This window comes from Staphylococcus pettenkoferi (assembly GCF_002902685.1).
In the GTDB taxonomy this organism is placed as follows: Bacteria; Bacillota; Bacilli; order Staphylococcales; family Staphylococcaceae; genus Staphylococcus; species Staphylococcus pettenkoferi.
In genome coordinates this window covers 69282-95656 of sequence record NZ_PPRN01000064.1, presented here as the reverse complement: position 1 = coordinate 95656, position 26375 = coordinate 69282, and the positions used below count along the sequence as shown (strand labels likewise).

General features: G+C 38.9%; 18 protein-coding genes. 17 read left to right on the top strand and 1 reads right to left on the bottom strand.

Annotated features, from left to right (window positions below):
* The first annotated feature begins 9 nt into the window (after positions 1 to 9).
* From CD126_RS10580 to pyk, 6 genes are all read left to right on the top strand, one after another.
* The gene (locus CD126_RS10580; RefSeq protein ID WP_103370477.1) at positions 10 to 3204 is read left to right on the top strand and encodes a DNA polymerase III subunit alpha; all 3195 of its coding nucleotides are present in this window, start codon (positions 10 to 12) and stop codon (positions 3202 to 3204) included.
* A 212-nt stretch (positions 3205 to 3416) separates the two neighbouring features.
* A complete protein-coding gene (ystJ, locus tag CD126_RS10575; protein ID WP_103370476.1) occupies positions 3417 to 4652 on the top strand; it encodes an NADP-dependent malic enzyme in 1236 nt (411 codons plus the stop codon).
* A 268-nt stretch (positions 4653 to 4920) separates the two neighbouring features.
* On the top strand, positions 4921 to 5787 hold the full coding sequence (accD, locus tag CD126_RS10570) for an acetyl-CoA carboxylase, carboxyltransferase subunit beta (RefSeq protein WP_002471215.1): 867 nt from the start codon (positions 4921 to 4923) through the stop codon (positions 5785 to 5787).
* The gene (locus tag CD126_RS10565; protein WP_049406163.1) at positions 5780 to 6727 is read left to right on the top strand and encodes an acetyl-CoA carboxylase carboxyltransferase subunit alpha; all 948 of its coding nucleotides are present in this window, start codon (positions 5780 to 5782) and stop codon (positions 6725 to 6727) included. Before accD ends, CD126_RS10565 begins: the two co-directional genes overlap by 8 nt.
* A gap of 324 nt (positions 6728 to 7051) precedes the next feature.
* Complete coding sequence (pfkA, locus tag CD126_RS10560) at positions 7052 to 8020, top strand: 6-phosphofructokinase (protein ID WP_049406162.1); 969 nt, start codon at positions 7052 to 7054, stop codon at positions 8018 to 8020.
* Between the two features lie 22 nt (positions 8021 to 8042).
* Positions 8043 to 9803, top strand: coding sequence for a pyruvate kinase (gene pyk, locus CD126_RS10555; protein ID WP_049406160.1), 1761 nt, complete (start codon positions 8043 to 8045; stop codon positions 9801 to 9803).
* 239 nt (positions 9804 to 10042) lie between these two features.
* Here pyk and CD126_RS10550 read toward each other — a convergent pair whose 3' ends face one another.
* A complete protein-coding gene (locus CD126_RS10550; RefSeq protein ID WP_049407374.1) occupies positions 10043 to 11401 on the bottom strand; it encodes an amino acid permease in 1359 nt (452 codons plus the stop codon).
* A gap of 711 nt (positions 11402 to 12112) precedes the next feature.
* Between CD126_RS10550 and CD126_RS10545 the strand changes: the two genes are divergently transcribed.
* The 11 genes from CD126_RS10545 (at position 12113) to dnaI (ending at position 26291) form a co-directional block, all read left to right on the top strand.
* Positions 12113 to 13234, top strand: coding sequence for a citrate synthase (locus CD126_RS10545; RefSeq protein WP_049407372.1), 1122 nt, complete (start codon positions 12113 to 12115; stop codon positions 13232 to 13234).
* 66 nt (positions 13235 to 13300) lie between these two features.
* The gene (gene icd, locus CD126_RS10540) at positions 13301 to 14569 is read left to right on the top strand and encodes an NADP-dependent isocitrate dehydrogenase (RefSeq protein ID WP_049407370.1); all 1269 of its coding nucleotides are present in this window, start codon (positions 13301 to 13303) and stop codon (positions 14567 to 14569) included.
* Positions 14570 to 14805: 236 nt separating this feature from the next.
* Positions 14806 to 15513 carry a response regulator transcription factor gene (locus CD126_RS10535; protein WP_049407368.1) on the top strand — a complete coding sequence of 236 codons (708 nt, stop codon included), beginning with the start codon at positions 14806 to 14808 and terminating at the stop codon, positions 15511 to 15513.
* A complete protein-coding gene (gene pnpS / locus CD126_RS10530) occupies positions 15513 to 17207 on the top strand; it encodes a two-component system histidine kinase PnpS (RefSeq protein WP_049407367.1) in 1695 nt (564 codons plus the stop codon). Before CD126_RS10535 ends, pnpS begins: the two co-directional genes overlap by 1 nt.
* Positions 17208 to 17585: 378 nt before the next feature.
* Positions 17586 to 20216, top strand: a complete 2631-nt coding sequence (gene polA, locus CD126_RS10525; protein ID WP_049407365.1) for a DNA polymerase I — start codon at positions 17586 to 17588, stop codon at positions 20214 to 20216.
* A gap of 15 nt (positions 20217 to 20231) precedes the next feature.
* A complete protein-coding gene (gene mutM, locus CD126_RS10520) occupies positions 20232 to 21104 on the top strand; it encodes a bifunctional DNA-formamidopyrimidine glycosylase/DNA-(apurinic or apyrimidinic site) lyase (protein ID WP_103370475.1) in 873 nt (290 codons plus the stop codon).
* Between the two features lie 15 nt (positions 21105 to 21119).
* On the top strand, positions 21120 to 21749 hold the full coding sequence (coaE, locus tag CD126_RS10515; RefSeq protein WP_103370474.1) for a dephospho-CoA kinase: 630 nt from the start codon (positions 21120 to 21122) through the stop codon (positions 21747 to 21749).
* 421 nt (positions 21750 to 22170) lie between these two features.
* Positions 22171 to 23169, top strand: coding sequence for a type I glyceraldehyde-3-phosphate dehydrogenase (gene gap / locus CD126_RS10510; RefSeq protein WP_049407361.1), 999 nt, complete (start codon positions 22171 to 22173; stop codon positions 23167 to 23169).
* 310 nt (positions 23170 to 23479) lie between these two features.
* A complete protein-coding gene (nrdR, locus tag CD126_RS10505; RefSeq protein ID WP_002470932.1) occupies positions 23480 to 23953 on the top strand; it encodes a transcriptional regulator NrdR in 474 nt (157 codons plus the stop codon).
* Positions 23950 to 25368, top strand: a complete 1419-nt coding sequence (locus CD126_RS10500) for a replication initiation and membrane attachment family protein (protein ID WP_103370473.1) — start codon at positions 23950 to 23952, stop codon at positions 25366 to 25368. The genes nrdR and CD126_RS10500 overlap by 4 nt, the downstream gene beginning before the upstream one ends.
* Entirely contained in the window at positions 25365 to 26291 is a 927-nt protein-coding gene (gene dnaI / locus CD126_RS10495; RefSeq protein WP_103370472.1) for a primosomal protein DnaI, read from the top strand. The genes CD126_RS10500 and dnaI overlap by 4 nt, the downstream gene beginning before the upstream one ends.
* Positions 26292 to 26375 lie beyond the last annotated feature (84 nt).

The window sequence follows — 26375 nt, the reverse complement described above, 5'->3', positions numbered from 1 at the left end:
GGAGAACTGATGGTAGCACATCTCAATATTCATACATCATATGATTTACTTAACTCAAGTCTACGTATTAAAGATGTGGTAAATAAAGCGGCTGACGAGGGTTATGAGGCGCTCGCAATTACGGATACGAACGTCCTATATGGCTATCCTCAGTTCTATGATGCTTGTAAGGAAGCGGATATCAAACCTATTTTCGGTATGACCACGCATCTCACCGACAATTTGGATACTGCAGAAACTGTCTTGCTAGCACGAGATAATCAAGGATTAGAAGATTTATATCAACTATCTTCTGATATGCAACTTGAGTCGAGAGAAGAGATGCCGACAGATTGGTTATTAGACAAGTGCGAACATTTGATAGTTATTTTTAAAAAGATATCAGACAACGATCAATCACTAGTAAACTCTATCGCAGAGAAAGCGACTGTCTATCTCAATCATGAAAGTGAACCGCTTAATGATATACCTCGAGTGTGGATGCAAAGTGCGTATTACCTAGATAAAGAGGATGTAGATACGATTCCCGCCTTACATGCGATTAGAGATAATACACAGTTAGATTTAGTTAAAGAAACGCAAGATTTAGATCAACATTTCTATCAACGAGAAGAGCTTAAAGTATTGGCGTTAGATGACAGTATTTGGCAGCACACGCAAGAGGTAGTAGATCAATGTCATGCTGAAATTGAGTATCATCAATCTTTACTTCCTAAATTTGATACACCAGATGGGAGCAGTTCGAAAGATTATCTCTGGCAACTTCTCCAACAAGGTTTACAGGATAAAGGTCTAGCTACTGAGCAATACGAAACACGTTTGAAACATGAATACGACATCATTACTACGATGGGATTTGAAGATTATTTCTTAATCGTCAGTGATTTAATTCATTACGCAAAGACGCATAACGTCATGGTAGGTCCTGGTCGTGGATCAGCAGCCGGTTCTCTCATCAGTTATTTATTAAATATCACCACAGTCGATCCATTGGAATTCGATTTACTTTTTGAACGTTTCCTCAATCCAGAGAGGGTAACGATGCCGGATATTGATATCGACTTCGAAGATACGAAACGTGAGCGCGTCATTTCTTACGTGCAAGAGAAATATGGTAACTCACATGTTGCAGGTATTGTGACTTTTGGTCATTTACAAGCACGTGCTGTAGCGCGAGATGTGGGTCGAATAATGGGCTTTGATGATATCACTTTAAACGAAATTTCCTCATTAATTCCACATAAGCCCGGGATTACGTTAGAGGAAGCGTCACAAGGCAAGCGATTCCAAGCCTTTATTCATAGAAACTATCGCCATGAGAAATGGTTTGAGATTAGTAAAAAGTTAGAAGGTTTGCCACGTCATACTTCAACTCACGCAGCAGGTATCATTATTAATAATCATCCATTACATCATTATGTGCCACTCGTTATGGGGGATAATGGCGTACTAACACAATGGACAATGACTGAAGATGAACGCCTAGGACTGTTAAAGATTGACTTTCTTGGACTTAGAAATCTATCTATTATTCATCAAATTATTAAACAAGTGGCGTATCATCATAAACAACATATAGATATTGAACATATACCTTTCGACGACCCTAAAGTTTTTAAATTATTATCTCAAGGTAATACGACAGGTATCTTCCAACTTGAATCAGAGGGTATTCGTAATGTGTTGAAGCGGTTGAAACCGCAACACTTCGAAGACATCGTAGCTGTGACGTCATTGTATCGTCCAGGCCCAATGGAAGAGATACCGACTTATATTGCCCGTCGTCATGATCCTTCTAAAGTGGCGTATATTCATCCTGACTTGAAACCCATTCTTCAGAATACTTATGGGGTTATTATTTACCAAGAGCAGATTATGCAAATAGCTAATCGCTTTGCTAATTTCGGTTATGGTGAAGCAGATATCTTACGTCGAGCGATGAGTAAAAAGAAATTATCTGTGCTTGAAAGTGAGCGCCAGCACTTTATCGAAGGTGCACGTTCTAATGGTTATGATGATCGTGTAAGTACACAAATATTCGACCTGATTTTGAAATTTGCAAATTATGGCTTCGCTCGTGCGCATGCTGTCAGCTACTCAAAAATTGCTTATATCATGGCTTATCTTAAAGTCCATTATCCGCAATATTTCTTTGCCAATATATTAACAAATGCCATTGGCGGTGGTCAGAAGACGAAGATGATGATTAATGAAGCGAAACATCAATCTATTCCTATTCTGCCGCCTAATATTAACGAAAGTTATTGGTTCTATCGCGCGACGCCGAAAGGAATCTATTTATCTTTAGGTGCGATTAAAAGAGTAGGGTATCAAAGTGTGAAATCCATTGTCGATGAGCGCAAGGCCAATGGTCCATTTAAAGATTTCTTTGACTTTGCGAGACGTTTACCTAAGCGTGTGAAGACACGCTCGACACTTGAAGCGTTAATTCTGGTAGGCGCTTTTGATCACTTCGGTCTTAATCGGGCGACATTACTCCATTCAATTGATGAAGTGTTAGATGATGTTAGTGATGTTGAACAAGATGGCTTTATTTTTGAAACGCTCACCCCTAAGGTGAATATTGAAGAGAAAGAAGAATTGCCAGACAATGTATTAAGTGATTATGAACGAGAATATCTAGGATTTTACATTACGAAACATCCAATGGAGAAGCTTTTCGAGAAAAAGCAACAATATGGCATGTTCCAAATTGCGAACAGTAAAGACAACCAACCGTTGCTCATCCAAATAGATGAGGTCAAACGAATCCGTACTAAAAAAGGTCAAAATATGGCCTTTGTGACTTTGAATGATGGTAGAGATACGTTAGACGGTGTGCTCTTTCCGAATGTCTATAAACGATATGAGATAGATCTACAAGATGACAAACCGTTCATCTGTTACGGTAAATATGAAACGCGTAATGACAAGTTACAGCTCATCATCAATGATTTAATGTCAGTGGAGCAATTTGAAGAACAAAAGATGAAGCAAGCGAAATATCTCGTGGTACGGCAACCGCTACAAAATGAGGGACAGAAAGGGTTACTTAAGCAACAAGAAACAGGACATGATTTACCCGTTTATTATTACAATCAAGCACAGCAACAGATAGAACCGATTGGTGTCATTGAGCGTAACAGGGAGAGTATACAAGCCTTTCTCGAGTTGTTCTCGCCACGGGATGTAAGAATTGTATAACTTTAATCGCTGTATGAGGTATGATATAGTTAACTGATGGTTCGCAATGAGCAGCCATCAGTTTTTATGGTACTGAGTAGTTGAATTAAACGCCTCACTATACATTTTTATTACATCACTTAAGAAGAGAAGCATGTCAATTTCTGGATAGTTATGTAATAAAAGTGTATATTGATGGTTAACTTGGAATAGCTAGATAAAGGAGTGTTCAAATGACTTTAAGAGATGAAGCATTAGAGATGCACAGAAGAAATCAAGGTAAACTCGAAGTTGCACCTAAAGTTAAGGTGACAAACAAAGACGAACTGAGTTTAGCTTATTCTCCAGGTGTAGCTGAACCTTGTAAAGAAATTCATGAAGACCCTCGTAAGGTATTCGAGTATACTATGAAACGTAATACAGTAGCTGTAGTCAGTGATGGTACAGCAGTATTAGGTTTAGGCAACATCGGTGCAGAGGCAAGTATACCTGTTATGGAAGGGAAAGCAGTCTTATTTAAGAGTTTCTCTGGTATCGATGGCGTGCCTATTTCACTCAAGACAACAGATACAGATGAAATTGTTAATACTGTGAAATTATTAGAACCGAACTACGGTGGTATCAATTTAGAAGATATTTCAGCATCGCGTTGCTTCGAGATTGAAGAGCGTCTTAAGAAAGAAACGAACATTCCAGTATTTCATGATGACCAACACGGTACAGCTATTGTCACTGTAGCAGGGCTTATCAATGCGCTACGTATCGTTGATAAAGACATGTCAGATATTAAAGTTGTCTTAAATGGTGCTGGTGCTGCAGGAATTGCTATAGTAAAATTATTATATTCCTATGGTATTCGTGACATGATTATGTGCGATTCTAAAGGGGCGATTTATGAAGGTCGTCGCCATGGTATGAATGAAACGAAAGAACAAGTGGCGAAATGGACCAATCGCGATAAAACAGAAGGCGATCTTGAAGAAGTGATTCAAGATGCAGATGTCTTTATCGGTGTGAGTGTTGCCGATATTTTAACGCAAGACATGGTACGTTCTATGGCAGATGACCCTATCATCTTTGCGATGGCTAACCCTAACCCTGAGATTAATCCCGATGATGCGAAAGAAGCTGGAGCTAAAGTAATTGGTACAGGTCGTTCTGATAATCCAAACCAAATCAACAACGTGCTTGCATTCCCTGGTATCTTCAGAGGGGCACTAGACGTAGAAGCGACACATATCAATGAAGAAATGAAGCAAGCTGCGGTTGAAGCGATTGCAAATCTCATTGATTCAGACGAACTCGATCCAGATTATTGCATTCCTGGTCCGTTTGATTCTCGTGTCGCACCATCTGTTGCGCGTGAAGTAGCTCGTGCGGCAATGGATTCTGGTGTAGCACGTATTGAAATTGATCCGCAAGATGTTTATGATAAAACCATGAAATTAACAGATCTCAATGATCAATAGATGAGAACTTGTAAGTTAGGGTTGAACGTATAGGGTTCAACACCTAACTTCCTAATACATATTTTACTTAGCTACGTAAGAGGAAGATGTGAACTATTATAGAGATATAGTTGATGTATTCGCACTTCTAATGCAAGAGATGATTGACTCGATGATAGCCGATGCAGGTTCATTCACCGAATTTGATTTAAACTAAGAGTATTGCAGTGTAGGATGCTCTTTGGTATCTACATGTAGCTACTACCATATGGCAATTGGAGGTTTACTGATGTTTAAAGACTTTTTTAACAGAAGCAGTAAAAAGAAAAAATACGTGACAGTATCGGACTCAAAACAGAATGAAGTCCCAGCTGGAATCATGACGAAATGCCCAAAATGTAAAAAGATTATGTATACGAAAGAATTAGCTGAGAATCTGAATGTTTGTTTCAACTGTGATCACCATCTTATCCTCACGGCACATGATCGTATCAATGCGATTGCTGATGAGGGAACGTTCGAAGAATTTGATAAAGGGATGACGTCAGCGAATCCACTCGATTTCCCAAGTTATGAAGAGAAAGTTCAGAAAGACCAGAAGAAGACAGGCTTGAATGAAGCTGTCGTAACAGGTACGGCGCAACTTGAAGGTATTGAATATGGCGTAGCAGTCATGGATTCACGCTTCCGTATGGGCAGCATGGGCTCTGTCGTAGGTGAGAAGATTTGTCGTATCATCGAACATTGTACGAAAGAACGTCTTCCATTTATCCTCTTCTCAGCAAGTGGTGGTGCACGCATGCAAGAAGGAATTATTTCACTCATGCAAATGGGTAAGACGAGCGTCTCCTTGAAACGCCATATGGATGCAGGTTTACTCTACATTTCTTATATTACTAATCCTACAACAGGAGGCGTTTCTGCAAGTTTCGCTTCAGTAGGCGATATCAATATCAGTGAACCAAAAGCACTCATCGGCTTTGCTGGTCGTCGTGTAATCGAACAGACGATTAATGAGAAATTGCCAGATGACTTCCAAACTTCTGAGTTCTTACTCGAACACGGTCAACTTGATAAAGTTGTGCATCGTAAAGATATGCGCAATACGTTGGCTAATTTATTAAAAATGCATCAAGAGGTGAATGAGAATGCTTGATTTCGAGAAACCACTTTTTGAGATTAAAAGTAAAATTGAGTCCTTAAAAGAATCACAAGAGAAAAATGATGTCGATCTTCAAGAAGAAATCGATATGCTTGAAGCATCACTCGACCGTGAAACGCAAAAGGTTTACACGAATCTCAAGCCATGGGATCGCGTGCAACTCGCACGTTTACAAGAGCGCCCAACATCTCTTGATTACATTCCATATATCTTTGACTCCTTCATCGAACTCCATGGTGATCGTACTTTCCGCGATGATCCAGCTATGATTGGCGGAATTGGCTATTTGAATGGACAAGCTGTGACCGTTGTAGGTCAACAACGAGGGAAAGATACGAAAGATAATATTTATCGCAACTTCGGTATGGCTCACCCAGAAGGGTACCGTAAAGCTTTACGACTGATGAAACAAGCCGAGAAATTCGGCCGCCCTATCTTTACGTTTATCGATACGAAAGGGGCATACCCAGGTAAAGCAGCTGAAGAACGTGGACAAAGTGAGTCTATTGCACGTAACCTTATCGAGATGGCGTCATTGTCTGTACCTGTGATTTCCATCGTCATTGGCGAAGGTGGTAGTGGTGGTGCCTTAGGTCTAGGTATTGCCAACCGTGTGCTCATGTTAGAGAACAGCACGTATTCAGTCATCTCTCCCGAAGGTGCAGCAGGTATTTTATGGAAAGATAGCAGTTTAGCGAAGATTGCTGCTGAAACGATGAAGATTACTGCTGATGATTTACACCAATTAGGTATAGCAGATGAGATTATCCGCGAACCTTTAGGCGGTGCACATAAAGACGTTGAGCAACAAGCTGAACGTATTAAAGCTGTATTTGAACAACAACTTGCTGATTTACAATCTCTTGACCAAGATGCATTGCTCGATCAGCGTTATGACAAGTTTAGACGTATCGGTGAAGTGAACGAAGGCTAAACTTAGTTTTAAAATTTTATAAGTGAGTCCAACTCACATGTAAATTCCCCGCAAATGATTACAGATTTTTCATTTGCGGGTTTGTTGTTTTATATTCACTTTGCGACGAAAAAACATGTTTTAGCATAGCTGTTAGCTCTTAACTTTGATTATGACATACCAATAGCATCATCTTATCGATATAATATGACATACTTCATCATTGCGTTGAATTAGTATAACCTTAAACGTTTTCATCGCTCATAAAGCCCTATATTAATAGCCTTAGAGCCTTTTTTATGGTATTTTAAAACTATGAATTCTAAGTAAGAAAGGTAAATCGTCATGAAAAAAATTGCAGTCTTAACGAGCGGCGGAGATTCACCCGGTATGAACGCAGCTGTCCGAGCAGTTGTTCGAACAGCAATTTATAATGATATTGAAGTTTACGGAATTTACCATGGATATCAGGGATTAATCAATGATGATATTCATCAACTCGATTTAGGTGCAGTAGGGGATACGATTCAACGTGGAGGAACGTTCCTTTATTCAGCACGTTGTCCAGAGTTTAAAGAAGAAAGTGTTCGTCAACGAGGGATTGAGAACCTACGTAAAAGGGGTATAGAAGGACTAGTAGTCATCGGTGGCGATGGTAGTTACCGTGGCGCACAACGTATCAGTGAGGAATGTAAAGACATTCAAACGATTGGTGTGCCAGGTACGATTGACAACGACATCAATGGTACAGATTTCACTATTGGCTTTGACACAGCGCTTAATACGATTATTGAGTCTGTCGATAAGATTCGTGATACTGCGTCAAGTCATGCCCGTACTTTCATCATTGAAGTGATGGGTAGAGACTGCGGTGACCTTGCGCTATGGGCAGGTCTATCAGTCGGCGCAGAAACAATCATCTTACCTGAAGTTGATACAGATATTAAAGAAATTGCAGAACGTATTGAGAACGGTATTAAAAGAGGTAAGAAACATTCAATCATCATGGTTGCTGAAGGTTGTATGTCTGGTGAAGAATGTTCTAAAGAATTATTGAAATACATCAATGTTGATGCACGTGTATCTGTACTCGGGCATATTCAGCGCGGCGGTAGTCCATCAGGCCAGGATCGTGTCTTAGCATCACGTCTCGGTGGCTATGCAGTAGAATTATTGCTAGATGGTAAAACAGCACTCGGTGTCGGTATTAGAAATAACGCACTCACTTATACACCATTTGAAGAAATCTTTAGAAATAATAAACATGAGTTTGACTATAATATGTTTAAATTAACGAAAGAACTTTCTATATAGAGAAACAGGAGGTCATTTAATAATGAGAAAGACAAAGATTGTTTGTACAATTGGTCCAGCTTCAGAATCTGAAGAAATGATTGAAAAGTTGATGAAAGCCGGCATGAACGTTGCACGCTTAAACTTTTCACATGGTGATCATGATGAGCATAAAGCACGTATCGATACGATTCGTAAAGTTGCGAAACGCTTAAACAAGACGGTAGGTATCCTACTTGATACAAAAGGACCTGAAATTCGTACTCACAACATGAAAGATGGTGTGATTGAACTTGAGAAAGGCTCAGAAGTTGTCGTGAGCATGACAGAAGTTGAAGGTACACCTGACAAGATTTCTGTGACATATGATCATCTCATTGATGACGTGGATGAAGGTTCTTACATTCTACTCGACGATGGTCTTATCGAACTACAAGTTAAAAGTATCGACAAAGATAAAGGCGAAGTGCTCTGTGAGGTGCTTAACACAGGCGAATTGAAAAATAAAAAAGGTGTGAACCTACCAGGAGTGAAAGTGAACCTTCCTGGTATTACAGATAAAGATGCTAATGATATTCACTTCGGTATTGAACAAGGTATCGATTTCATCGCTGCTAGTTTCGTACGTCGCCCAAGTGATGTATTGGACATTCGCAAGATTCTTGAAGAGGAGAACTGTGACACAATCAGTATCATTCCTAAGATCGAGAACCAAGAAGGTATCGACAACATTAAAGAGATTCTTCAAGTATCAGATGGCCTCATGGTTGCACGTGGTGACATGGGTGTTGAAATTCCACCTGAATCCGTACCAATGGTTCAAAAAGATTTAATTAGACAATGTAATAAACTTGGTAAACCAGTTATTACAGCAACTCAAATGTTAGATTCTATGCAACACAATCCACGTGCGACACGTGCCGAAGCCAGTGACGTAGCTAACGCTATTTACGATGGTACGGATGCAGTTATGCTTTCAGGTGAAACAGCTGCTGGACAATATCCAGAAGAAGCAGTGAAGACGATGCGTAATATCGCAGTTTCTGCTGAAGGCGCACAAGATTATAGAAAGCTATTATCTGACCGTACAAATCTTGTTCAAACTTCACTCGTGAATGCGATTGGGGTATCCGTAGCGCACACAGCTTTAAACTTAAATGTCAAAGCAATCGTTGCAGCAACAGAAAGTGGTTCTACTGCACGCACAATTTCTAAATATCGCCCACACTCAGATATCATCGCAGTAACACCACATCCTGAAACAGCACGTCAATGTGCGATTGTCTGGGGTATCCACCCAGTCGTTAAAGAAGGACGTAAGACTACAGACGCCTTGCTCAACAATGCAGTTGCAACTGCTGTAGAAACTGAGCGTGTTCAGAATGGTGACCTTATCATCATCACTGCAGGTGTTCCAACAGGTGAACCAGGTACGACAAACATGATGAAACTTCACTTAGTAGGTGACGAACTCGCAAGTGGCACAGGTGTTGGTCGTAACTCAGTTGTAGGTAATACAGTGATTGCGAAAGACGCCCGTGATTTAGAAGGTAAAGATTTATCTGATGCCGTTATCGTAACGACTTCAGTTGATGAGTCTATCATTCCTTACATTGAAGAGGCAGTAGGCTTAATTACTGAAGAGAGCGGTATTACTTCTCCAAGTGCGATTATCGGTCTCGAGAAAGGTATTCCAACAGTTGTAGGCGTGGACAATGCAACTAACGAATTTGAAGAGGGCGCTTTAGTAACGGTAGATGCAAACCAAGGTAAGATCTTCGAAGGTTACGCAAACGTGCTTTAATTTACAGTTAAAGCGTTAGAAGCTATAGGTAAAATGAGAGTAGGACAGGGAATGAATTTATTCCTTGTCCTACTTTTTTTTATGATATAGATAGAATATGGAGTGTACATTTCAAGAACTTATAGTTCGCTTATTTAAGATATAAGAAAGCCTGACCACATGAGTAGATGCGGTCAGGCAACATTAATTTGATAGATATTCAAATTAAAATAGTGTATAGAATCATCTTCTTCGTTTTCTTAGCTCTGTTTTGTTACTTTTTTATAACGTAAGTACATCAAGATTAAGATTATGAACCAAATTGGTGTAATATAGATTCCGATTCTTGTTTCTTGATTGACGAATAAGAGAGCGAAGATGATTAAGAAGAACACGAGTATAATATAACCCATATATTTTCCACCAGGTAATTTATATTTCGCTTTCTTATGACTTTCCGGATTATCATGATGATACTTAATATACGCGAGTGTAATCAGTATCCAGACAATGATAAATAATACAGTAGAAAGTGTTGTAACGTATGTGAACACTAACGTTGAGTTCGGAATAACATAGTTTAAAAATGCTGCGACAAAGAGTAATGCTGATGATACGATAATACCCAAGTGTGGTACACCATTTTTATTCGTGCTTTCAAAAATAGGCGGTGCTTGTTCCTTTTTAGATAAACCGAAGAGCATACGACTATTTGAGAAGATACCACTATTACAAGATGAAGCAGCAGCCGTAAGTACAACAAAGTTAATGATACCTGCAGCAAATGGTATACCGATTAACGCAAATAACTTAACGAAAGGACTATCATCCGGATTGATTTGTGTCCAAGGAATGATTGACATAATAACGGCTAAAGCACCTACGTAGAATACGAGGATACGTAAAGGCACGCTGTTGATTGCTTTCGGAATAATTGTCTTAGGATCTTTCGTCTCACCAGCTGTCACACCGATTAACTCAATACCTACAAATGAGAAGGTTGCCATTTGGAAGGACATCATAAAACCGTTGAGCCCATCTGAGAAGAAACCGTGTTTGTAAATATTTGAGAGTGACGCGTGTCCGAACGGCGTTTTAAACGCAAAAATAATCATTACTATACCGATGACGATTAAAGCAATAATCGTTACTACTTTAATGATAGCGAACCAAAATTCTAACTCACCAAACAACTTAGCACTGAGTAAGTTGAGAAACATCAGGAAGAGTACACAGAATAATGCAGTAACCCAGTTGGGTATTTCTGGGAACCAATAACTCACGTATTTCGCTACTGCTGTAACTTCTGCCATACCTGTGATAACCCAGCTAAGCCAGTAAGTCCATCCAGTGACGAATCCCGCGAAAGGCCCTAAGTAATGTGCAGTTACATCTGCAAAAGACTTAAATCCTGTATTCGCGACTAATATTTCCCCCAAACCTCTCATAAACATGAAGAGCATAAATCCTATGATGATATATGTTAATAGGATAGATGGCCCAGTGAGGTGGATCGTTTGTCCAGCACCTAAGAATAAACCTGTACCGATTGCGCCACCGATGGCAATGAGCTGGACATGGCGGCTACTTAATTCTCGCTGTAATTGTTGTTTTGCCATGATAATTACTCCTTTATTGAATTTCTTTGATCTGTTCATAGCAGCCAAATTAGGTGTGGAACTCAACTACTATGTGTGATCACAAATCAGTGTCATAACTCATCTAGCTGTAAACTAACTTATTGTGATAACACGATCCCCTTTATTAAAAGTGAAGTGAGCGCGTTACTAACTAATAACTACGTGACTTACTTTTTATCAAGTTGATTGAATATTGTGAAAGCGATTTCGGTGTTTCACAACGTTCAATACGAAGGTTACTCTAGTTTGTTGTAGCGGCTAGCGTACACTCACTTATCTTAATAAACCTATTATGATACTTTTTTAAGGATAAGACAATTATTTTTAGTATATAAGTGTAAAACTGCTCTACAATGTTCATATATTGTTATTAACAGTGATAAAGAATTGAAAAGCATAGAAAAATTGATGTGAAAGCGATTTACCATTAAAATATAGATATATCAAACTTCATGATGGATCTACACCATAATGAAATAACACAATAATTTCATATAAGAATGGCATACGTTTAGTTTGACGTAAAAGGGTAAAGTATAAGGAAAGTCGTATGTGTTGAATCAGATAATATCAACTTTATTGTTAGTTATCAGCAACCATACTAAGTTATAAGGTTTCATAATTACATGAATTTCGGTATAATATACGTTGAAATCCATTTCATTATGAAAGAGAAAAGGGGAATTTATCATGGCAGAATTACAAAAAGGCCTAGAAGGGGTTATCGCAGCTGAAACAAAAGTAAGCTCAATCATCGATAGTCAATTAACATATGCGGGCTATGATATTGATGATTTAGCTGAAAATGCAGAATTTGAAGAAATCATCTATTTATTATGGCATTACAAATTGCCTAATAAACAAGAACTTAAAGAACTCAAAGAAAAGTTACATGAGTATATGCCACTCAACGATAGTGTCTATAACCACTTCAAAGAATACGCTGCAGATCATGTTCACCCGATGACTGCTTTAAGAACTTCAGTATCTTACATCGCGCACTTCGATCCAGATGCTGAAGACGAAGGTGAAGACAAGAAATTTGAACGTGCAATCCGCATTCAAGCTAAGATTGCATCACTAGTTACTGCGTTTGCCCGTGTACGTGAAGGTAAAGATCCTGTAATGCCTAACAAAGATTTAAGCTATGCAGGTAACTTCCTTTACATGTTACGTGGTGAAGTGCCTACAGACATCGAAGTTGAAGCATTTAACAAAGCATTAGTATTACATGCTGACCACGAATTAAATGCATCAGCATTCACAGCAAGATGTGCAGTTTCTTCATTATCTGATATGTATTCAGGTATCGTGGCTGCCGTTGGTTCATTAAAAGGACCTTTACACGGTGGTGCAAACGAACGTGTTATGAACATGCTTTCAGATGTGAAGACAGTTGACGCTGTAGATGACTATATTGATGAAAAAATTAAAAATAAAGAAAAAATCATGGGCTTCGGACATCGTGTATACAAAGACGGCGACCCACGTGCGAAATACTTAAAAGAAATGAGTAAGAAGATTACAGAAGAAACAGGTCAAAGCCAACTCTTCGATATCTCTGTGAAGATTGCTGATAAAATGCACGAAGAAAAAGGATTAATTCCTAACGTTGACTTCTATAGTGCAACAGTTTATCACAGCTTAAACATTTCTCACGATTTATTCACACCAATCTTTGCCGTAAGTCGTACTTCAGGTTGGATTGCTCACATGTTAGAACAATATAGAGACAACCGTATCATCAGACCACGTGCTCAATACATTGGTGAAACAAATCGTACTTACTTACCAATTGAAGAACGTGACTAAGTTTTTCAATTGCAGTAAGGCACAATTGACTCAATACTAAAACTAGTAAAAGCGGAGGTTTAACTCATGGCAGGAGACAAAATTGTAAAACAAAAAGATGGTTTAAACGTACCTAACGAACCAATCATTCCATTCATTATCGGTGACGGTATTGGACCAGACATTTGGAAAGCTGCAAGTCGTGTAATCGATGCTGCAGTTGAAAAAGCATACAATGGCGAAAAACGCATCGAATGGAAAGAAGTATTAGCAGGTCAAAAAGCTTATGACGAAACTGGCGAATGGTTACCACAAGAAACGTTAGACACAATTAAAGATTACCTTATCGCAATCAAAGGACCTTTAACTACACCAATCGGTGGTGGTATCCGTTCACTTAACGTTGCATTACGTCAAGAATTAGACTTATTCACTTGCTTACGTCCAGTAAGATGGTTCAAAGGTGTACCTTCACCAGTTAAACGTCCTGAAGATACTGATATGGTTATCTTCCGTGAAAATACTGAAGATATCTACGCAGGTATCGAATACAAAGAAGGAACTCCAGAAGTTAAAAAATTAATCGACTTCTTACAAAATGAAATGGGCGTTTCAAATATCCGTTTCCCTGAAACTTCAGGTATCGGTGTGAAACCTGTTTCTAAAGAAGGTACAGAACGTCTCGTACGTGCTGCAATCAACTACGCTATTGAAAACAACCGCAAATCAGTGACATTAGTACACAAAGGTAACATCATGAAATTCACTGAAGGTGCGTTCAAACAATGGGGTTACGACCTTGCACACAACGAATTTGGCGATAAAGTATTCACTTGGCAACAATACGACGAAATCGTTGAGAAAGACGGTAAAGATGCAGCGAACGAAGCACAAGAAAAAGCTGAAAAAGATGGAAAAATTATCATCAAAGACTCAATTGCTGACATCTTCTTACAACAAATCTTAACTCGTCCAGCTGACCACGACGTAGTAGCAACTATGAACTTAAACGGTGACTACGTTTCAGATGCACTTGCTGCTCAAGTTGGCGGTATCGGAATTGCACCTGGTGCAAACATTAACTATGAAACAGGACACGCGATCTTTGAAGCGACTCATGGTACAGCACCTAAATACGCTGACATGAACAAAGTTAACCCTTCTTCAGAAATCTTAAGTGCTGTACTTATGCTTGAACACTTAGGATGGCAAGAAGCTGCTGATAAGATCACAGAAGCTATTGAAACTACAATTGCTTCTAAAGTAGTAACTTATGACTTTGCACGTTTAATGGAAGGTGCAGAAGAAGTTTCTACTTCAGCATTTGCTGACGAATTAATCAAAAACATTAAATAATTAGTGAAATGTACTCATCTTTAATAGATGGCGAAGAGGTTAGGCAACCATGCGTTGCTTAGCCTCTTTTTTTATAATTCTATAAAGAATCGCCACCCCGAAATCAATGTAAATTTCCATTCTCTCATTAAATTTTTATAATGAATTGTTAAGTTTATGTAAAAGGTATTTTAACCTATTATAATTTAAATTAAACTTGAAGTATAAGCGAGTGAATTCAGTTCTGGAGGTATCCTATGTCTTATAAAGTATTAGTTGTAGATGATGAGCAATCAATCGTAACATTATTAAAGTACAATTTAGAACAAGCAGGCTACATGGTGGATGTGGCTTACGATGGTCATGAGGCATTGAGCAAGCTAGAAACATTTAATCCTGACCTCATTGTTCTTGATGTCATGTTACCTGAGAAAGATGGTATTGAAGTATGTAAGACGATTCGGACAGAGAAGAACCTTGTGCCAATCTTGATGTTAACTGCTAAAGATGATGAGTTTGATCGCGTACTTGGCTTGGAGTTAGGCGCTGATGATTATATGACGAAACCATTTTCACCTAGAGAAGTTGTAGCAAGAGTGAAAGCTATACTAAGACGTTCAGAAATGGTTCAAACTGCTAGCCAAGACGATACAGATGAAGATATTATTATCGGCTCCATACGTATACGCCCTGATTTCTTTGAAGTTTATAAAGATGATGAGTTGTTAGAATTAACACCAAAAGAGTTTGAATTGTTGCTCTATTTAATAGAGCGTCAAGGTCGTGTGATGTCACGTGAACATATGTTGAACTCCGTCTGGAATTATGAGTTTGCAGGTGATTCAAGAATTGTAGATGTACATGTGAGTCACTTACGCGACAAATTGGAAGAGAATCCGAAACAACCGACATTAATTAAGACAGTACGTGGCCTAGGTTATAAATTGGAGCGCCCTAAAGATTAATGCTGAAATTTCATCATAAGCTCCTGCTATTGTTGTGGACTGTCACAGTTGTTAGTTTTATCTTGCTCGGCATTATTGTCACGCATGTAGTAACGCAGGTTGTCTTCGATAGTCAAGAGCGTGAATTAGCGCATGAGAGCGAGCATTATGTCGATCTGTTCAAACACGGCAAGAAAGATCAACTCAAAAATATTATTGAAAATAAAGCATTGACGGTTTCGATTTATAAGCACGGACAAGAGGTTTTTACTGAGAAGGGAAAAGTAGCCACGAATCCAAATATAACTGAGGAAGCGAATCCGACACATTTTATCTATGATCAACACCAAGGGAAACATCGCTTCACCTCATTAAATCATTCAGGAAATTATCGTGTAATCATCAGCGGAGTGGATGATAAAGTGCACGACTTAAGGATTCAGATATGGAAGTATCTTGCGCTTATTGGTGTAGTAGTCATGATTCTGCTATATCTGATCGTACGGTACATACATCGTTCTTATATTCGTCCAATCAATGATGTGACCTATGCGACATCTCTGCTCGTGGAGGGTCATTATCATATTCGAATTCCTGAAAGTAATGTGAAAGAAACGAAAGCGCTCTTCGTGACGACGAATAAATTAGCGCGACAGCTTCAACGACTCAATCATGCTCAGAAGTTGCAAGCACATCGGCTGACGACTACGATAGAGAATATTCCAAGTTCTATCTTGATGATCAATAACCGAGGAGAAGTGGTGGTAGTCAACCAATCGTACTATCATAACTTTAAGCCTACCGCTTCACTGAAAGGGGAGCGTTACTCAACGTGTCTTAACCCTAAATTACAACAATATGTCGCCGAAAGTTTCAAGACTGAAAAGCCGATGTACGAACAAATTAATCTTCAACTGACAGAGGTTCACGACAAATACTTTGACATGGCTTGTGTCCCAGTACACTCTAGCAATCAGAAGTATCTCTATGGCATTATCGTCGTTCTTCACGATATCACGCAGTTGAAGAAATTAGAGAATTTACGTCGAGAATTCGTGGCGAATGTTTCTCATGAGTTAAAGACACCGATTACGTCTATTAAAGGCTTTTCTGAAACTCTGCTTGATGGCGCAACGCAAGACACTGACTCCCTAGAGATGTTCCTCAACATTATTCATAAAGAGTCCGAACGTATAGAATCGCTCGTTTCAGATTTACTAGATCTCTCGCACATTGAACAACAAGCGTCGCTAACGACAGAACGGTTAAACTTGTCTGAATTGACGCTTGAAGCTGTATTGAACTTGAAACATCTTGCGTCGGAGAAAGCGATTCAAATTATTGATGATATTGATGAAGATATCTTTGTGAATGGGCATCGTGACAAACTCATGCAAGTGATTGTGAATCTGATTTCTAATGCGATTAGTTATTCTACTGCAGAAAGCCAAATTCAAGTGAGGTTAACTCGCCTCGCGCATCAATGTTTATTAGAGGTTGAAGACCAAGGGATGGGTATTGCACCCGAAGATCAATCACGTATTTTCGAACGTTTTTACCGTGTTGATAAAGCGCGAAGTCGTGACTCTGGTGGCACAGGTCTCGGCTTGTCGATTACGAAACATATTATTGAAGCGCACGAAGGTCAGATTGAAGTCGACAGTGAGCTGGGCATTGGTTCAACGTTTAAAGTGACTTTAGATTTGAGTGAGTGAGGTAAGGCTTTTATTGATTCAGAACTTGAGGACTGTTTTTGTAAAAGTAGGGTGAGTATAGCTGTTAAAATTAATATTTATCTGACGGGTTCTAAGCCTGTTTTGGAGTGGCAAGTATCTCAGAATAATGGATGCTTGTCACTTTTGTGTATTATAAATATGTTTCAAAATACGCATTCAATCTCACAACCGCTATTGTTACCAAGCGAAATTTCAATACCTCTTATTCGGTACCGCTTCCTATCTTGAAAGAGCCCTTTGTCATATTTATAAGTATTTCCTTAACTCACGCTCCTCCAACTGATCTATTGCTTATAGGTTCGGGTGAACTTCGGTTTATGGTAGAATGGGAGTAAACGAACGTTGGAGGTTACAAGATTGAGTAAATTAGTCTTAGTAGACGGCAATAGTTTAAGTTTCCGTGCTTTCTATGCTTTACCGTTATTACAGAATAAGGCCGGCATACATACGAATGCGATTTATGGTTTCGCGATGTTGTTAGAGAAAATATTAAAAGAAGAGCAACCGGACCATTTCTTAGTTGCATTTGACGCCGGAAAGACCACTTTTAGACATCAAACCTATGGTGATTACAAAGGCGGTAGACAGAAGACGCCTCCTGAATTAAGTGAGCAGTTCCCATACATCCGACAACTTTTAGATGCGTATCAAATCAAACATTACGAACTTGACAATTACGAGGCCGATGACATTATTGGTACGTTGAGTAAAGAAGCCGATCAAGCTGGCATAGATACCATCATCATTACCGGTGACCGAGATCTCACCCAACTTGCGACAGATCGTGTGACGATTTACTACACGAAGAAAGGTGTTACTGACGTCGATCATTATACGCCTGAGTTTATCGCGGAGAAATACAACGGCATTCAACCTAAACAAATTATTGATATGAAGGGTCTGATGGGCGATACTTCAGACAACATTCCTGGTGTGGCAGGTGTAGGTGAGAAGACAGCATTGAAGTTATTAAATCAATTTGAGTCTGTTGAAGGTGTTTATGAACACATTGATGATGTATCAGGTAAAAAGTTAAAAGAAAAGCTTGAGAATGGTAAAGCTGATGCGTTGATGAGTAAACAGTTAGCGACAATTAATGTAAATAGTCCACTCGAAGTTAACTTGAAAGATACACAACTTCCAGAATCCATTGATGAACAAGATAAAATAGAATTGTTCAAGAAATTGGAATTTAATCAGCTCCTTAACAATTTAGATGTTGAATCTGTTGATAGTGGAGATACAGAATTAGATATTGAAGTTCAAACTTTGTTAAACGCTATTGATTTTACTCAACTTGCCTCAGCTACCATCCATTTCGAAATTGATGGCAGCAATTATTTGAAAGATGATATGCTTAAATTTGGTATTTATGCGCAAGATCAACATGTAGTGGTCGATGCTCAAGAAGTTGCGGCGCATGATGCTCTAGTTAAATGGTTGGAAGATCCGAATACTGAGAAAGTGGTTTATGACGCTAAGAAGACCTATGTCGTTGCACACCGATTGGATATTCAGATTGAAGGCATCCGATTTGATGCTATGCTAGCAAGTTACATTATCGACCCATCACGTTCTATTAGTGATGTGAAGTCTGTTGTTGAGCATTATGACCAATATTACGTACCTTCAGAGATACAGGTTTATGGCAAAGGTAAGAAACGTGCGGTGCCTGAAGATGATGTTCTGAACGACTACGTAGGAAAGATTGTTCACAGTATTTCAGAAAGTAAGCCAGAAATGATTGATCAGTTAAGAGCGCATCAACAATGTGAATTACTTAATGATATAGAGTTGCCACTTGCTCGCATCCTTAGTGAAATGGAGGAAACAGGCGTTTATACTGATCGGTCTGACTTAGAAGAGATGGAGCAAGAAATTAAAGAGAAACTTGACGTTTTAGTTCAACAAATTTATGATGCGGCTGGTGAAGAATTTAATGTGAATTCACCTAAGCAATTGGGTGTAGTACTCTTCGAAAAACTTGAACTCCCTGTGATCAAGAAGACGAAGACGGGTTACTCAACAGCTGTAGATGTGCTTGAACAACTCCAAGGTGAACACCCAATTATCGACTACATTCTTGATTATCGTCAGCTTGCGAAACTTCAATCAACTTATGTTGAAGGCTTACAAAAGATGATTAGTAAAGATCAACGTATCCATACGCGTTTTAACCAAACACTTGCTCAAACAGGTCGTCTCTCATCTGTAGATCCTAACTTGCAAAATATTCCTGTACGTTTAGAAGAAGGGAAGCGTATACGTAAAGCATTCAAACCGACACATGAGGACAGTGTCATCTTCTCAGCCGACTATTCACAAATCGAACTACGCGTACTTGCACATATCACAGGTGATGAAAGTATGAAACAAGCCTTTATTCACGATCATGATGTGCATACGGCTACGGCTATGAAAGTGTTTAATGTGGAAGCGGATGAGGTCGACAGTTTAATGCGTCGTCAGGCGAAAGCAGTTAACTTTGGTATCGTTTACGGTATTAGTGACTATGGTCTTAGCCAAAGTCTAGGTATTACGCGTAAACAAGCGAAGCAATTTATCGATGATTATTTAGATAGCTTCCCAGGCGTGAAAGAATATATGCATAATATTAAAAAAGAAGCTAAAGCGAACGGGTATGTTGAGACATTGCTACACCGTCGCCGTTATTTACCAGATATTTCAAGTCGCAACTTTAATATGAGAAGTTTCGCTGAACGTACAGCAATGAATACACCGATTCAAGGTAGTGCAGCAGATATTATCAAACTCGCGATGGTCAATTACGCGAACGCTATTCAAGATAGTGACTTTAATGCGACGTTATTGCTTCAAGTTCACGACGAACTCATCTTTGAGATTCCAAAGGACGAAGTAGATGCGTTTAGTGAATTTGTTATTGATATTATGGAACATGCATTAGAGCTCGATGTACCATTAAAGGTTGAATCTAGTTATGGTGCAACTTGGTATGATGCGAAGTAGAAAGAAGGTGAGCATATGCCAGAGTTACCAGAAGTCGAACATGTGAAGCGAGGTATCGCGCCTGGTGTAGAAGGTACTACGATTCAAGAGGTACGGTTTTCAGAACAAGTTAAGCTAGGTAAAAGAAATCAGCGTGAAACGATTGTTAAAGGATTGGAACTAGATACCTTTAAAACGTTTACAGAGGGTTATACCATAAATCATATTGAACGTCGTAGTAAGTATATTTACTTTCATCTACAACAGGGTGACGAGACACGTATCATGGTAAGTCATCTCGGTATGACAGGAGGGTACTTCGTAGTTAACGAATTGGATGATATAGGTAATCATAATTATCGTAAACACTGGCACGTCATCTTTCAGTTAGATAATGACAAGATGTTAGTGTATTCGGATATTCGTCGATTCGGTGAAATACGCAACATTCCAGAATTAGCAGCCTATCCACCTTTGTTAGAAATTGCACCAGAACCGTTTAAAGATGAAGCGTTACAACATTATCTTTCTTATTTTAATGAAAGAAAATTTCTTAAAAAGCCTATTAAAGCTATGATTCTTGATCATCGTGTGATTGCTGGATGCGGCAATATCTATGCATGTGAAGCGCTCTTCCGTGCTGGTATTCATCCTGCTCGCAAAGCCAATAGTCTCACGATGCAAGAACGCAAATTATTATTCTATTATATCAGAGAAGTATTAGAAGAAGGAATCCGCTATGGTGGGACAAGCATTTCCGATTATGTTCATTCCGATGGTCGGCGTGGTGAAATGCAGAACCGCTTAAATGTCTATAAGCAAGACACATGTAAAGTTTGCGGAACGCCTATCGAAAGGCAGGTTATTGCGACTAGAAATAGTCATTTCTGCCCAGAATGTCAAAGTTAAAGAAAGAGGGAAAGTATGCCTAAAGTAATTGGACTCACAGGTGGAATTGCGACAGGCAAATCTACCGTTTCAGAACTACTATCAGCTCACGGTTTCAAGATTGTCGATGCTGATATCGCTGCAAGACAAGCAGTCGCGAAAGGTTCACATGGTTTAGAACAAGTCCGCGAAGCCTTTGGTGATGACGCGATCACAGAAGAGGGTGAGATGGACCGTTCTTATGTGGGCGACATTGTTTTTAAGCAACCTGAGAAGAGAGTTGAACTCAATAATATTATTCACCCCATCGTGCGTGAAATTATGGATAAAAAGAAAGCGGAATATGTGGCGCAAGGTCACAATGTGATCATGGATATTCCTTTGTTATTTGAAAATGAACTGCAGGATACAGTGGATGAAGTGTGGTTAGTCTACACCTCTGAAAGTATTCAAATCGATCGTCTTATGGAAAGAAATGATCTTTCTGCTGATGATGCCAAGGCTAGAATTTATAGCCAAATTTCAATCGATAAGAAACGTCGTATGGCTGATCACGTTATCGATAACCGTGATAGCAAATTAGAGTTAAAGCAGAATCTTGAACGCTTGCTACTCGATGAAGGGTATATTAATCAAACACTTGAAGATGACGAGGATGAAGCGTAAGTTTATTGTGAAATCGCACGTCTATGAATAGAATTGAATAAAAGAATAATGTTCTCTTTTGCATCGGATATGTGATAGTTGAACATATGCGAATTAGCTATAGAAATCGCAAATTATGAGGCGTTTCTATAGCTATTTTTTGTTAAAAAGTGGAGAGTGTGAGTGCCTCTCATCTCGGTAGTAAAATAGGGGGGGCATGCGTAGAAAATACCGTGGTTGGGATATAAATGTAATTAAGTTACTAATTGAATATGTATTGAAAGATGATAGTGCTATATGGTTGTTCCCTAATTTACAGACCTCAGCCGACACGTCTATGTAAGCTTTTTCATAAAGTTTTTAGAAACCGCTTTCAAATCAGTAACTTTATGTTATACTAATGTCATAAAGTATAACACATAATTCGAGGGGTGCTTTTTTTATGTCGACAAATATTGCAATTAATGGTATGGGTAGAATTGGCAGAATGGTGCTAAGAATCGCATTAAAAAATGATGATTTAAACGTAGTCGCAATCAACGCGAGCTACCCAGCTGAAACTATTGCGCATTTAATCAAACATGATACGACTCACGGTAAGTTTGATTTAGATGTCGAAGCGACAGATAATGGTATTAAAGTAGAAGGTCATGAAATCAAATTACTTGCTGACCGTAATCCAGCTAACTTGCCTTGGAAAGATCTCAACATTGACATTGTTATTGAAGCAACTGGTGTATTTAACCATGGTGATAAAGCTCAAGCACATATTGATGCTGGCGCTAAAAAAGTCTTACTTACTGGTCCTTCTAAAGGCGGCCATGTTCAAATGCTCGTTAAAGGTGTTAACGATAGCGACTTAGACGTCAACGAATACGATATCTTTAGTAACGCTTCATGTACAACTAACTGTATCGGTCCAGTTGCGAAAGTACTTAACGACCAATTCGGCATCGATAATGGTTTAATGACTACAGTTCACGCGATCACTAATGATCAGAAGAACATCGACAATCCTCATAAAGACTTAAGACGTGCACGTTCATGCAATGAGAGTATCATCCCAACTTCAACTGGTGCTGCGAAAGCATTGAAAGAAGTGTTACCTGAACTTGAAGGTAAATTACATGGTATGGCTTTACGTGTACCAACTAAGAACGTGTCACTCGTTGACTTAGTTGTAGACTTAAACAAAGATGTCACAGTAGATGAAGTCAACCAAGCATTTAAAGACAACGATTTAGGTGGCGTGCTTGCAACAGAAGATGCACCACTCGTTTCTTCAGACTTTAATACAAATCCACATTCAGCAATTGTTGATACACCAAGCACTATGCAAATGGGTCCTCGTAAAGTGAAAGTCATCGCTTGGTACGACAACGAATGGGGTTATTCAAACCGTGTTGTAGACATTGCTGAACAAATTGGCCAAGCGCTTTAATTAAAGTTAAGTCAGTAATTGAACATATTTTATTATTAATATATTTAACCAGTAGGGTAGGTTACCAATAAGTTATAAGTGTGATTGATACAATAAATTGAATGAAGGTTTGTCTCGGATTGAGATTCGTCTCACGAGGCAAGCCTTTTTATTATCTAAGGTAAAATGACTGAGGAGCGTAGCAACTCAAGAATAAATCGCCTTTCACAGCTTCACTCTGTTGATTCAAAGCATCGTCGTAGGCCTTTCTTTAGTCTCATAATTATTTATAGTATAATAATGTATAATCTAGAAGAGAGGATGAATATCGATGAAGTGTCCTAAATGTAGTGCGACCAATTCTCGCGTCGTTGATTCACGTCATGCGGACGATGTCAACGCGATACGTCGTCGTAGAGAATGTGAGAACTGTGGTACGAGATTTACGACGTTTGAACATATCGAGAAACGACCACTCATCGTCGTGAAGAAAGATGGAACAAGAGAACAATTTCTACGCGAAAAGATCTTAAATGGATTAGTACGTTCTTGTGAAAAACGACCCGTTGGTTACCAACAACTTGAGGAAATTACCAACCATGTAGAATGGAAGTTAAGACACGATGGTCATGCAGAAATTTCTTCTAGAGAAATCGGTGAACATGTGATGAACCAACTCATGCATGTCGATCAGGTATCGTATGTACGCTTTGCTTCAGTATACAAAGAATTTAAGGATGTCGATCAATTGTTAGCTTCTATGCAAGGTATCTTGTCGAAAGATGAGCGGAGTGACGATGAATGAATTTAAAGTCTAAAGATTATGGTTTAAGAGCTAAAGATGACTTTCAAATCCTACGCCAATTTCAATTTCATAGTAATCATATGGATATTCTTAACCGACTCTTCACACCTCTCATAGGCTCTAGTAGTACGGGTTTATACATTTATTTAGATCAGTTTAGTGGGCAAGCGTCGCAATCTGAGCTGACACATTATACGATTATGAGTGAACTCAAGATTAATTTATTAGAATTTCGCAAGCAAATGGATGTACTTGAAGCGATAGGACTAGTGAAGACATATGTGCATCATGATACGGCACATTCGCATTTTATCTATGAACTCATTCAGCCACCAACAGGCAAACAGTTCTTTGATGATCCGATGTTATCTGTCTTTCTATATAGTGAAGTTGGGCATAAACGTTACCATCAATTAAAGCGTTTCTTTGCATCTTCTAAGGCGCAAGTTGACTTGAGCCAGTTTACGGAAATTACTCGTAAATATACTGATGTATTTAATATTCCGCATCAACGCGTGCCTGACACAGACATTCAAGTGACAGAAGAACAAACATATCAAGGACTTAATTTGTCAGACGTCGAATTTGACTTTGAAGCGTTGTATGATTTACTACAATCGCATTTTATCAGTAGTAAAATTATAGGCAGTCAGACGAAACAACTCATTACGCAGCTCGCAACACTATATGGACTGACGCCTGAAGCGATGAAGAGTATTATATTAAAATCACTTACAAGCGACCAAGAACTCTCTTTCGAAGAGTTGAGAAAGCACGCGCGGACGTATTACTTGATGGAACATGATCAGCAACTTCCTAACATTCAAGTTAAACAGCCTTCACAAGCCAACACACAGGTGCAAGGAACGGCTAACGACGTAGCAAAAAATGAAGAAGACGAACTTAAACCAGGGTCAGATAGTTGGTTAGAACTGCTCGATAACACGAGTCCTATTGAAATGTTAGCGTCGTGGTCAGAGTCAGAGCCGACTGATCATCAGAAACGAATAGTTGAAGAATTGGTAGAACGTGAAAAGCTTTCTTTCGGCGTAATCAACATCCTCTTGCAATATGTCATGCTGAAAGAAGACATGAAGTTGCCGAAGAATTATATTATGGAAATAGCTTCGAATTGGAAGAAAAAGGGGTATACCACTGCTAAACAGGCTTATCAACAAACCATGCAGCAAGAATCAAAGAAGAAAGAGAAAAAAGCACAACCCCAAAGAAGTTATCGTCCACAATATCAACCTTATTCACGAGAGTTAACGCCTGAATGGCTGAAAAATCGTGAGCAACGTGCGCAACAAAAAGAGGACTCATCCGATGAAGAACACGATGAACAGTTTGAAAAGGAACGTCAAGCATTCCTTCAAGACTTACAACAGACATGGAATGGAGGTAAGAAAGAATGAAGAGTTTAAATGATATATTAGGGAATTCGAAAGATTTAAATCAACGACTTGAAAAGATTAAGAGAGACGTCATTAAAGACCCTGATGTCAAAGCTTTTCTTGAAGCTCACCGCTCAGAAATCACTAATTCTATGATTGTTAGAGATTTAAATATTCTTCAAGAATATAAAGACCAACAGAAACATTATGATGGCCATGCATTTGAAGATTGTCCGAACTTCGTTAAAGGGCATGTACCAGAACTCTATATTGAGAATGGTCATTTCAAGATTAAATACCTTCCATGTCCTTGTAAGATTAAACATGATGAGGCGAAGTTCAAAGCGCATTTAATCACTTCCCATCATATGCAACGTGCGACTTTAGATGCTGAGTTGAAAGATATCTATACGAATCGTCGTGATCGTCTTGATGTTGCCATGGCTGCAAATGATATTTGTAAACGTATTAAGAGTGGAGAGACAGAGTACTTGAAGGGATTATATTTATATGGTCCTTTCGGTACAGGTAAATCATTTATCCTTGGTGCAATGGCGAACCAATTGAAGAGCGAGAATATTCCTTCCACCATGGTCTATCTACCAGAATTTATTCGCACGTTAAAGAGTGGTTTTAATGATAACAGTTTTGAAAAACGACTTAATCAAATCATGAAAGCCAATGTCTTATTCTTAGATGATATCGGCGCAGAAGAAACAACACCATGGGCACGTGATGAAGTGATAGGTCCACTACTTCATTATCGCATGGTTCATGAATTGCCAACGTTCTTCAGTTCAAACTTGAATTTCAAAGAACTTGAACATCACTTCTCACTCACACGTCAAGGCGCGGAAGCAACCAAAGGGGCACGCATCATGGAACGTATTAAATCACTTGCACATCCCTATTTCCTAGAAGGCGTGAATTACAGGGATATTTGAAATTTATAATAGATAGTGTATAATAGGAATAAATCTAAATCGACATGAAACGTCTAAGGATATGATAAGCAAAGCTCTGTTACA

Bases quoted from the DNA above. Each gene is read 5' to 3' on its own strand.
- CD126_RS10580 (WP_103370477.1), top strand. From the start codon at position 10: ATGGTAGCACATCTCAATATTCATACATCATATGATTTACTTAACTCA.
- ystJ (WP_103370476.1), top strand. From the start codon at position 3,417: ATGACTTTAAGAGATGAAGCATTAGAGATGCACAGAAGAAATCAAGGT.
- accD (WP_002471215.1), top strand. From the start codon at position 4,921: ATGTTTAAAGACTTTTTTAACAGAAGCAGTAAAAAGAAAAAATACGTG.
- CD126_RS10565 (WP_049406163.1), top strand. From the start codon at position 5,780: ATGCTTGATTTCGAGAAACCACTTTTTGAGATTAAAAGTAAAATTGAG.
- pfkA (WP_049406162.1), top strand. From the start codon at position 7,052: ATGAAAAAAATTGCAGTCTTAACGAGCGGCGGAGATTCACCCGGTATG.
- pyk (WP_049406160.1), top strand. From the start codon at position 8,043: ATGAGAAAGACAAAGATTGTTTGTACAATTGGTCCAGCTTCAGAATCT.
- CD126_RS10550 (WP_049407374.1), bottom strand. From the start codon at position 11,401: ATGGCAAAACAACAATTACAGCGAGAATTAAGTAGCCGCCATGTCCAG.
- CD126_RS10545 (WP_049407372.1), top strand. From the start codon at position 12,113: ATGGCAGAATTACAAAAAGGCCTAGAAGGGGTTATCGCAGCTGAAACA.
- icd (WP_049407370.1), top strand. From the start codon at position 13,301: ATGGCAGGAGACAAAATTGTAAAACAAAAAGATGGTTTAAACGTACCT.
- CD126_RS10535 (WP_049407368.1), top strand. From the start codon at position 14,806: ATGTCTTATAAAGTATTAGTTGTAGATGATGAGCAATCAATCGTAACA.
- pnpS (WP_049407367.1), top strand. From the start codon at position 15,513: ATGCTGAAATTTCATCATAAGCTCCTGCTATTGTTGTGGACTGTCACA.
- mutM (WP_103370475.1), top strand. From the start codon at position 20,232: ATGCCAGAGTTACCAGAAGTCGAACATGTGAAGCGAGGTATCGCGCCT.
- coaE (WP_103370474.1), top strand. From the start codon at position 21,120: ATGCCTAAAGTAATTGGACTCACAGGTGGAATTGCGACAGGCAAATCT.
- gap (WP_049407361.1), top strand. From the start codon at position 22,171: ATGTCGACAAATATTGCAATTAATGGTATGGGTAGAATTGGCAGAATG.
- nrdR (WP_002470932.1), top strand. From the start codon at position 23,480: ATGAAGTGTCCTAAATGTAGTGCGACCAATTCTCGCGTCGTTGATTCA.
- CD126_RS10500 (WP_103370473.1), top strand. From the start codon at position 23,950: ATGAATTTAAAGTCTAAAGATTATGGTTTAAGAGCTAAAGATGACTTT.
- dnaI (WP_103370472.1), top strand. From the start codon at position 25,365: ATGAAGAGTTTAAATGATATATTAGGGAATTCGAAAGATTTAAATCAA.